This is a genomic window from Pseudomonas sp. GXM4 (genome assembly GCF_008923895.1).
In the GTDB taxonomy this organism is placed as follows: domain Bacteria; phylum Pseudomonadota; class Gammaproteobacteria; order Pseudomonadales; family Pseudomonadaceae; genus Aquipseudomonas; species Aquipseudomonas atacamensis.
This window is the reverse complement of record NZ_WBRZ01000201.1, coordinates 1-10,020: the sequence shown is the minus strand read 5'-3', so window position 1 is coordinate 10,020 and position 10,020 is coordinate 1. Positions and strand designations below refer to the sequence as shown.

Annotated in this window: 6 protein-coding genes and 4 tRNA genes; all 10 read left to right on the top strand. The window is 56.5% G+C overall.

The features are described 5' to 3' along the window. The first annotated feature begins 195 nt into the window (after window positions 1–195). The 10 genes from F8N49_RS20715 to F8N49_RS20670 all read left to right on the top strand — a co-directional run bounded on the left by F8N49_RS20715 (window position 196) and on the right by F8N49_RS20670 (window position 9,592). Window positions 196–272: transfer RNA gene (locus F8N49_RS20715), tRNA-Arg, on the top strand. 32 nt (window positions 273–304) lie between these two features. Next, a tRNA-His gene (locus F8N49_RS20710) sits at window positions 305–380 on the top strand. 57 nt (window positions 381–437) lie between these two features. After that, window positions 438–522: transfer RNA gene (locus F8N49_RS20705), tRNA-Leu, on the top strand. Window positions 523–599: 77 nt separating this feature from the next. After that, a tRNA-His gene (locus F8N49_RS20700) sits at window positions 600–675 on the top strand. 401 nt (window positions 676–1,076) lie between these two features. Beyond that, entirely contained in the window at window positions 1,077–2,387 is a 1,311-nt protein-coding gene (gene tig, locus F8N49_RS20695) for a trigger factor (protein ID WP_122703708.1), read from the top strand. Window positions 2,388–2,479: 92 nt separating this feature from the next. Further along, window positions 2,480–3,115, top strand: coding sequence for an ATP-dependent Clp endopeptidase proteolytic subunit ClpP (clpP, locus tag F8N49_RS20690; RefSeq protein ID WP_016775336.1), 636 nt, complete (start codon window positions 2,480–2,482; stop codon window positions 3,113–3,115). Window positions 3,116–3,227: 112 nt separating this feature from the next. Continuing rightward, entirely contained in the window at window positions 3,228–4,511 is a 1,284-nt protein-coding gene (gene clpX / locus F8N49_RS20685) for an ATP-dependent Clp protease ATP-binding subunit ClpX (protein WP_151552357.1), read from the top strand. A 163-nt stretch (window positions 4,512–4,674) separates the two neighbouring features. Then, the gene (gene lon, locus F8N49_RS20680) at window positions 4,675–7,071 is read left to right on the top strand and encodes an endopeptidase La (RefSeq protein WP_016775334.1); all 2,397 of its coding nucleotides are present in this window, start codon (window positions 4,675–4,677) and stop codon (window positions 7,069–7,071) included. Between the two features lie 149 nt (window positions 7,072–7,220). Further along, a complete protein-coding gene (locus F8N49_RS20675; protein WP_016775333.1) occupies window positions 7,221–7,493 on the top strand; it encodes an HU family DNA-binding protein in 273 nt (90 codons plus the stop codon). A 227-nt stretch (window positions 7,494–7,720) separates the two neighbouring features. Then, window positions 7,721–9,592, top strand: a complete 1,872-nt coding sequence (locus F8N49_RS20670) for a SurA N-terminal domain-containing protein (protein ID WP_110646902.1) — start codon at window positions 7,721–7,723, stop codon at window positions 9,590–9,592. Window positions 9,593–10,020 lie beyond the last annotated feature (428 nt).

The following is a 10,020-nucleotide window of genomic DNA, read 5'->3' as shown; positions in this document are numbered from 1 at the left end:
CAGCAAATTCCTCTAACTCCTTTAATTAAATGAATTTTTTTCAAAAAGGATTTGACGACCTTTGGAGCCCTCTATACTATTCGTCGCACTTGTCGGGCACAGCCTAGCACTGGTTAAGAAGGTGAAGCGGAATCAAGGTTCTGCGACGCTGGAAAGCACTTAGTTTGTAGTCCTTTAAGAGTACAGATTAACAAGGCGCCCGTAGCTCAGCTGGATAGAGCATCCGCCTTCTAAGCGGATGGTCGCAGGTTCGAGTCCTGCCGGGTGCGCCATTAGGCAGCTTTGGCACAAGTAACGCGATATGGTGGGCGTAGCTCAGTTGGTAGAGCACGGGATTGTGACTCCCGTTGTCGTGGGTTCGATCCCCATCGTCCACCCCATATTTCGAAAGGCGCCAGATTTAACGGTCTGGCGCCTTTGCTTTAAAAGCTTCATCCGCGGATGTGGTGGAATTGGTAGACACACTGGATTTAGGTTCCAGCGCCGCGAGGCGTAAGAGTTCGAGTCTCTTCATCCGCACCAAATAAAGCTTCATCTGTGCCTAGGGCCTGATGCAGTTTCGACAAAGAAGTTGTTTGGCTTTTTTGTTACGCAATATGGTGGGCGTAGCTCAGTTGGTAGAGCACGGGATTGTGACTCCCGTTGTCGTGGGTTCGATCCCCATCGTCCACCCCATATTTCGAAAGGCGCCAGATTTAACAGTCTGGCGCCTTTTTTGTTTTAGCGGTTTCGAAATCCGGCCATGGCCGATTTCGAAGCGCAGGGCAGGGCACTTCATCGCTTTCAAAGGATCGGATGACGCTGAACTGCTCGTCGTTCCGGTTTTGCCGGAACGTCTGTCGGGGCGGATTTGATAGTTGCTTCTATATATAGAAGCGTTGCTGCAGAGCCCTGACGTGATCGCTTGTATTCGCCAGTGGAGTGCACGGCATTCGTGCGGCGCTCCCTATAAATTGCCTGCTGTTTTTTTACCCGTTTCCAGTAGGGTGACTTCTTGAGTTTGACCCACTAGAATGCATGCCCTTGATTCTGGGGTCGGAAACGGCCGGCTAACGTCTGTGCAACGAGGAATATCCATGCAAGTTTCTGTTGAAAATACTACTGCTCTCGAGCGCCGCATGAGCGTCACCGTGCCGGCAGAGCGCATCGAGACTCAGGTCAACAAGCGTCTGCAGCAGACTGCCCAAAAGGCCAAAATTGCTGGCTTCCGTCCAGGCAAAGTGCCAATGAGCGAAATCAAGCGCCGTTTCGGTGCTGATGCGCGTCAGGAAGCGGTAGGCGACGTCATCCAGTCTTCCTTCTACGAAGCTGTGGTCGAGCAGAAGCTCAACCCTGCCGGTTCGCCTTCGATCGAGCCAAAGTCGCTCGAAGCGGGCAAGGATCTGGAATACGTTGCTGTATTCGAAGTCTTCCCTGAGTTCACCGTTGCTGGCTTCGAAGGCATCACCGTTGAGCGTCTGAGCGCTGAAGTGGCTGACGCTGACCTGGACAAGATGCTCGACATCCTGCGCAAGCAGAACACCCGTTTCGAAGTGGCCGACCGTGCTGCCCAGAACGAAGACCAGCTGAACATCGATTTCGTTGGCAAGGTTGACGGCGAAGTGTTCGCTGGCGGCTCCGCCAAGGGCACTCAGCTGGTACTGGGTTCCGGCCGTATGATCCCGGGCTTCGAAGATGGCCTGGTTGGCGCTAAGGCTGGCGAAGAGCGCGTTCTGAACCTGACCTTCCCTGAGGACTATCAGAACCTGGACCTGGCTGGCAAAACCGCCGAGTTCACCGTGACCGTCAACACTGTGTCCGAGCCTAAGCTGCCTGAGCTGAACGAAGAGTTCTTCGCTCAATTCGGCATCAAGGAAAGCGGCATCGACGGTTTCCGCACCGAGGTTCGCAAGAACATGGAGCGTGAACTGCGTCAGGCGATCAAATCCAAGGTCAAGAATCAGGTAATGGACGGTCTGCTGGCCACCAACCCGATCGAAGTGCCAAAGGCTCTGCTGTCCAACGAAGTTGACCGTCTGCGCGTGCAGGCTGTTCAGCAGTTCGGCGGCAACATCAAGCCAGACCAACTGCCGGCCGAGTTGTTCGAAGAGCAAGCCAAGCGCCGCGTCGTGCTGGGCCTGATCGTTGCTGAAGTGGTCAAGCAGTTCGACCTGAAGCCTGACGAAGCTCGCGTTCGCGAAATGATTCAGGAAATGGCTTCCGCTTACCAGGAGCCTGAGCAGGTCGTGTCGTGGTACTACAAAAACGAGCAGCAACTGAACGAAGTGCGTTCGGTTGTGCTGGAAGAACAAGTTGTGGATACTGTTCTGCAGAAAGCTAGTGTGACCGACAAATCGGTCTCCTACGAAGAAGCAGTCAAGCCGGTAGAAGCTCCAGCAGCCGACTGATTGATTTTGCGTTAGAAGTGCACACCATAAGCCAGCTCTCGAGCTGGCTTATGCGTATTCAAGACATAACTATTTGGGAGCGACTGCAGAGCATGTTCCGTAATTCTTATATTCAGCAGAACTCTGATATCCAGGCCGCCGGCGGCCTGGTCCCGATGGTTGTCGAGCAGTCCGCTCGTGGCGAACGCGCCTACGACATCTACTCGCGCCTGCTCAAGGAGCGAGTGATCTTTCTGGTGGGCCCGGTAGAGGACTACATGGCCAACCTGATCTGTGCGCAACTGCTGTTCCTTGAAGCGGAAAACCCGGACAAGGACATCCATCTGTACATCAACTCGCCGGGCGGTTCGGTGACTGCCGGCATGTCGATCTACGACACCATGCAGTTCATCAAGCCGAACGTATCGACCACCTGCATCGGTCAGGCCTGCAGCATGGGCGCATTCCTGCTCACCGCAGGTGCACCGGGCAAGCGTTTCTGCCTGCCGAACTCGCGCGTGATGATTCACCAGCCACTGGGCGGTTTCCAGGGCCAGGCGTCGGACATCGAAATCCACGCCAAGGAAATCCTCTTCATCCGCGAGCGTCTGAACATGCTGATGGCCAAGCACAGCGGCCGTACTCTGGAAGAAATCGAGCGCGATACCAATCGCGACAACTTCATGAGTGCCGAAGCTGCGAAGGAATACGGCCTGATCGACGAAGTGATCAACCAGCGTCCAGCTTAATATAAGCAGCGCAAAACAGGCCTGATCGGCACGTCCGATCAGCGGCGGGCTTGAAAAAGCCCGCAATAGCCTTCATCTTGTGTTGCAAGCCTATCGGATTTGGATCGAACGAATGACTGACACCCGCAACGGCGAGGACAACGGCAAGCTGCTCTATTGCTCCTTCTGTGGCAAAAGCCAGCATGAAGTGCGCAAATTGATTGCCGGCCCCTCGGTCTTTATCTGCGACGAGTGCGTCGACCTGTGCAATGACATCATCCGCGAGGAGGTGCAGGAAGCACAGGCCGAAAGCAGCGCGCATAAATTGCCTTCGCCTAAAGAAATCAGCGGCATCCTTGACCAGTACGTCATTGGTCAGGAGCGTGCGAAAAAGGTTTTGGCCGTAGCGGTGTACAACCACTACAAGCGCCTGAACCAGCGTGACAAAAAGGCTGACGACGTCGAACTCGGCAAGAGCAACATCCTGCTGATCGGCCCGACAGGCTCCGGTAAAACCCTGCTGGCCGAAACACTGGCCCGCTTGCTGAACGTTCCGTTCACCATCGCCGACGCAACCACCCTCACCGAGGCCGGTTACGTGGGTGAAGATGTCGAGAACATCATTCAGAAGCTGCTGCAGAAGTGCGATTACGACGTAGAGAAAGCCCAGATGGGCATTGTCTACATCGACGAAATCGACAAGATTTCCCGCAAGTCCGACAATCCGTCGATCACCCGTGATGTTTCCGGTGAAGGCGTGCAGCAGGCCTTGCTCAAGTTGATCGAAGGCACGGTCGCTTCGGTACCGCCGCAAGGTGGCCGCAAGCATCCGCAGCAGGAATTCCTGCAGGTCGACACCCGTAACATCCTGTTCATCTGCGGTGGTGCGTTCTCCGGCCTGGAAAAGGTCATTCAGAACCGTTCCACCAAAGGCGGCATTGGCTTCAACGCCGAAGTGCGCAGCAAGGAAGAGGGCAAGAAGGTTGGTGAATCCCTGCGTGAAGTCGAGCCTGACGATCTGGTCAAGTTCGGTCTGATCCCGGAATTCGTCGGTCGTCTGCCGGTCCTGGCGACACTGGACGAGCTCGACGAGGCTGCGCTGATGCAAATCCTCACAGAGCCGAAAAATGCTCTGACCAAACAGTATGCCAAGCTGTTCGAGATGGAAGGCGTGGATCTGGAATTCCGTTCCGACGCGCTGAAATCGGTCGCCAAGCGTGCTCTGGAACGTAGAACCGGTGCCCGTGGCCTGCGTTCGATTCTCGAAGGTGTATTGCTCGACACGATGTATGAGATCCCCTCGCAGTCCGAGGTGAGCAAAGTCGTGATCGATGAAAGCGTGATCGAAGGCAAGTCCAAGCCACTGTATATCTACGAAAACAGTGAGCCGACGGCCAAGGCAGCGCCGGACGCGTAAGTGTTCACAGCGCCGCAACAAAGAAGGGGCCTTCGGGCCTCTTTTTTTTTAAGTCGTTTTTTACCTCCGCTTTGCGCTTGTTTTTTTTCGAGGCAGCCCCCATCTTGGTTTCAAGCTTAATTCCATCTGATTACGGCCATACGGCCGCCGTAGAGGCGAAATCATGAAGACAACCATCGAATTGCCTCTCCTGCCATTGCGTGATGTCGTGGTTTATCCGCACATGGTTATCCCGCTGTTCGTGGGGCGCGAGAAATCCATCGAAGCCCTCGAGGCCGCGATGACGGGTGACAAGCAGATTCTGCTGCTGGCCCAGCGAAACCCGGCTGACGATGATCCCGGTGAAGACGCTCTCTATCGCGTAGGTACGATTGCCACGGTTCTGCAACTGCTGAAGCTGCCTGATGGCACCGTCAAGGTTCTGGTCGAAGGCGAGCAGCGTGGCACTGTCGAGCGCTTCAGCGAAGTCGATGGCCATTGCCGCGCCGAAGTGTCTCTGATCGAAGAAGTCGACGCCGCCGAGCGCGAGTCGGAAGTCTTCGTGCGCACGCTGCTTTCGCAGTTCGAACAATACGTTCAGCTGGGCAAGAAGGTTCCGGCTGAAGTCCTGTCGTCGCTCAACAGCATCGATGAGCCGGGTCGTCTGGTCGACACCATGGCCGCGCACATGGCGCTGAAAATCGAGCAGAAGCAGGAAATCCTCGAGATCATCGATCTGTCGGCCCGTGTCGAACACGTGCTGGCGCTGCTGGATGCCGAAATCGACCTGCTGCAGGTTGAAAAACGCATTCGCGGTCGCGTCAAAAAGCAAATGGAGCGCAGCCAGCGCGAGTACTACCTGAATGAGCAGATGAAGGCCATTCAGAAAGAACTCGGTGACGGCGACGAAGGCCACAACGAAATCGAAGAGCTGAAAAAGCGCATCGATGCTGCCGGCCTGCCGAAAGACGCGCTGGCCAAGGCGACTGCCGAGCTGAACAAGCTCAAGCAGATGTCGCCGATGTCGGCTGAGGCCACCGTGGTGCGTTCCTACATCGACTGGCTGGTGCAGGTGCCGTGGAAGGCGCAGAGCAAAGTACGCCTCGACCTGGCCCGTGCAGAAGACATTCTCGACGCCGATCACTACGGCCTCGAAGAGGTCAAGGAGCGCATCCTTGAATACCTCGCCGTGCAGAAGCGCGTGAAGAAAATCCGTGGCCCGGTGTTGTGCCTGGTCGGTCCTCCAGGCGTGGGTAAAACCTCGCTGGCGGAATCGATTGCCCATGCCACCAACCGTAAATTCGTACGTATGGCCTTGGGCGGCGTGCGTGACGAAGCGGAAATTCGTGGTCACCGCCGGACTTACATCGGTTCGATGCCGGGTAGATTGATTCAAAAGATGACAAAAGTGGGCGTACGCAACCCGCTGTTCCTGCTCGATGAAATCGACAAGATGGGCAGCGACATGCGTGGCGACCCGGCGTCGGCGTTGCTGGAAGTGCTCGATCCCGAGCAAAACCACAACTTCAACGATCACTATCTGGAAGTCGATTACGACCTGTCCGATGTGATGTTCCTGTGCACCTCGAACTCGATGAACATCCCGCCAGCGCTGCTGGACCGGATGGAAGTCATCCGTCTGCCGGGTTACACCGAAGACGAGAAGATCAACATCGCCGTGAAATACCTCTCGCCGAAACAGATCGCCGCTAACGGTTTGAAGAAGGGCGAGCTGGAGTTCGACGAGGAAGCCATCCGCGACATCATCCGTTATTACACCCGTGAAGCGGGCGTGCGGGGCCTTGAGCGACAGATCGCCAAGGTCTGCCGCAAGGCAGTGAAAGAGCATGCGCTGGAAAAACGCTTCTCGGTAAAAGTGACAGCTGACTTGCTCGAGCATTTCCTTGGTGTGCGCAAGTTCCGCTACGGCTTGGCCGAGCAACAGGATCAGGTGGGGCAGGTGACTGGCCTGGCGTGGACTCAGGTTGGCGGCGAGTTGCTGACCATCGAAGCCGCAGTGATTCCGGGTAAAGGGCAACTGATCAAGACCGGTTCGCTCGGTGATGTGATGGTCGAATCGATCACCGCCGCACAGACCGTTGTGCGCAGCCGGGCGAAAAGCCTGGGCATTCCGCTGGACTTCCACGAGAAGCGCGACACCCACATTCACATGCCGGAAGGTGCTACGCCGAAAGACGGCCCTAGCGCTGGCGTGGGCATGTGCACCGCGTTGGTCTCGGCATTGACCGGCATTCCGGTGCGCGCCGATGTCGCCATGACCGGTGAGATCACTCTGCGTGGGCAAGTGCTGGCAATTGGCGGTTTGAAAGAAAAACTGCTGGCGGCACATCGCGGCGGAATCAAGATTGTGATTATTCCGGAAGAAAACGTCCGCGATCTGAAGGAGATTCCTGACAATATCAAGCAGGATCTGCAGATCAAACCGGTTAAATGGATTGACGAGGTCCTGCAAATTGCGCTGCAATACGCGCCGGAGCCCTTGCCGGATGTGGCTCCGGAGATAGTTGCCAAGGACGAAAAACGCGAGTCTGATGCCAAGGAAAGAATTAGCACGCATTAATACGTTTTAGCCTGGGGGGCTTTCCTTGACAGCATTTTAGAGCCCTTGTTATAAAGCGGCTCTTAAGTGTCTGTAGGCCATTCAGCACTCGTTTTTGCTTTCACCAAAAAACTTAGAAACATCTCAAAATAGATATAAGGGGACTTAGAGTGAACAAGTCGGAACTGATTGATGCTATCGCTGCATCCGCTGATATCCCGAAAGCTGCTGCTGGCCGTGCGCTGGACGCTGTAATCGAATCCGTCACTGGCGCTCTGAAGGCTGGCGACTCCGTTGTTCTGGTTGGTTTCGGTACTTTCTCCGTGACTGACCGTCCGGCTCGTACCGGTCGCAACCCGCAAACCGGCAAGTCTCTGGAAATCCCGGCTGCCAAGAAGCCAGGTTTCAAAGCCGGTAAAGCGCTGAAAGAAGCTGTTAACTGAGTTTCCAGGTTTTTACCCATCCGTGTCGGGGTCAAGCCTGACTTGGCAGCGGAGCGGTAGAGCAGGTGGCTGAAAGAGCCACCTGTAACGCCGGGATCGAGGGTTCGAGCCCTGTCCGCTCCGCCAGTTACGAGAAGGCGCATCCTCGGATGCGCCTTTCTTCTATCCGGATTCTACCCACGCTCCACGGTTGCCTAAATTGAAGTTCAACCGTTTCTGGGGGACGCATGCTGCAGAATATCAGGGACAATTCACAAGGCTGGATTGCCAAGACCATTATCGGGGTCATCGTTGCACTGATGGCCCTGACCGGTTTCGATGCCATTTTCCAGGCCACGACTCACAAGAACGAGGCGGCCAAGGTCAACGGTGACGAAATCAGCCAGAACGAGCTGAGCCAGGCCGTTGATATGCAACGCCGTCAGCTGATGCAACAGCTGGGCAAGGACTTCGATGCTTCCTTGCTCGACGAAAAGATGCTGCGCGAATCGGCGCTCAAAGGCCTGATCGACCGCAAGTTGCTGCTGCAAGGCGCCGAACAGGCGAAGTTCTCATTTTCCGAAGCCGCGCTGGATCAAGTGATCCTGCAGACGCCTGAATTCCAGGTCGATGGCAAGTTCAGCTCGGAGCGTTTCGACCAGGTGATCCGTCAACTGGGCTACAGCCGCATGCAGTTCCGCCAGATGCTGGCTCAGGAAATGCTCATCGGCCAATTGCGCGCAGGCGTTGCCGGCAGCGGTTTCGTCACCGACGCCGAAGTGCTGGCATTCGCCCGTCTGGAAAAACAGACCCGTGATTTCGCCACTCTGAACGTCAAGGCCGACCCGGCTGCGGTCAAGCTGACCGATGACGAGGTCAAGGCTTACTACGACGAGCACGCCAAGGAATTCATGACGCCGGATCAGGTGATCATCGATTACGTCGAGCTGAAGAAGTCGTCGTTCTTCGATCAGGTCGCGGTCAAGGATGAAGATCTTGAGGCGGCGTATCAGAAAGAGATCGCCAACCTGGCGGAACAGCGTCGTGCCGCGCACATCCTTATCGAAGTGAACGACAAGACCACTGAAGCGCAGGCCAAGGCGAAGATCGACGAAGTCCAGGCGCGTCTGGCCAAGGGTGAGAAGTTCGAAGCGCTGGCCAAAGAGTTCTCGCAGGACCCGGGTTCCGCCAACAATGGTGGTGATCTCGGTTACGCCGGTCCTGGCGTTTACGATCCGGCCTTCGAAAAGGCTCTGTACTCGCTGTCGAAAGACCAGGTGTCCGAGCCGATTCGTACCGACTTCGGTTATCACCTGATCAAGCTGTTGGGCGTGGAAGCGCCTGAAGTGCCAACCCTGGCCAGCCTGAAAGACAAGCTGACCCGCGAGCTGAAAGCCGCTCAGGTCGAGCAGCGTTTTGTTGAGGCGACCAAGCAACTGGAAGACTCGGCGTTCGAAGCCTCTGACCTGGCGCAGCCAGCAGCGGATCTGAAACTGACCGTGCACACTTCCAAACCGTTCGGCCGTGAAGGTGGCGAAGGTGTTGCAGCCAACCGTGCCGTGGTCACTGCCGCGTTCAGCCCGGAAGTGATTGATGAAGGTGCCAACAGCACCGCCATCGAGCTGGACCCGGAAACCGTGATCGTGCTGCGTTCCAAGGAGCACCTGAAGCCTGCGCAACTGCCGCTGGAAAGTGTGAGCGCGGCGATCCGTACTCAACTGACCAAGGAGCACGCCAGTGCGGAGGCCAAGACCCGTGCCGAGAAGCTGATCGCTGATCTGCGCGACGGCAAGGCGCCGCTGGACAAGGCCATCGATGGCCAGAACTGGAAGATCACCGAAGCGGCCACCCGTGGTCAGGAAGGGGTTGATCCGGCTGTGCTGCAGGCACTGTTCCGTATGCCGAAGCCGGCTGCCAAGGACAAACCGACGTTCTCCAGCGTTACGTTGCCGGATGGCAGCCTGATGGTTGTGCGACTCAACGGTGTTAACGAAGCTGCCGCGCCTACTGATGAAGAGAAGGCGCAATATCGTCGCTTCCTGGCTTCCCGTGAAGGGCAGCAGGACTTTGCGGCGTATCGCAAGCAGTTGGAAGCTGAGGCGGAGATCGAGCGGTTCTGATCTTTTGACTGACGTTTGAAGGAGCCCCGGCCTGATGGTCGGGGCTTTTTTGTTTTTGGTGGCTTGGCGGCCTTTGGGCCGGCCATGCTCTGGGTGGTTTGGGTGAATATCCGTTGCTGCGGGGGTTGCTGATTACGGTTCCGCCCTTACGGCGGGTCACCTTTTCCAAACGCCGAAAAGGTAACCGAAAAGGCTTGCTCCTACGTTCGCACCTCGCAGGCTCGGGTTCCTTCGCTGCGGGATCGATCCGGGCGCAGCGGCTACGGTTTGCTTCGCTGCACCTCCTTCCGCTGTCTCTGGCTGCGCCAGACGGTCGCTACGCTCCCACACCCGGATCAATCCCTCCGCTCAGCCTTCCGACGTCGCCGGTGGATCAAAAGCAAGATCAGAAGCACTCGAGCTTGCGCTCATTGTGTAGGAGCTGCAGA

Bases quoted from the DNA above. Each gene is read 5' to 3' on its own strand.
- tig (WP_122703708.1), top strand. From the start codon at position 1,077: ATGCAAGTTTCTGTTGAAAATACTACTGCTCTCGAGCGCCGCATGAGC.
- clpP (WP_016775336.1), top strand. From the start codon at position 2,480: ATGTTCCGTAATTCTTATATTCAGCAGAACTCTGATATCCAGGCCGCC.
- clpX (WP_151552357.1), top strand. From the start codon at position 3,228: ATGACTGACACCCGCAACGGCGAGGACAACGGCAAGCTGCTCTATTGC.
- lon (WP_016775334.1), top strand. From the start codon at position 4,675: ATGAAGACAACCATCGAATTGCCTCTCCTGCCATTGCGTGATGTCGTG.
- F8N49_RS20670 (WP_110646902.1), top strand. From the start codon at position 7,721: ATGCTGCAGAATATCAGGGACAATTCACAAGGCTGGATTGCCAAGACC.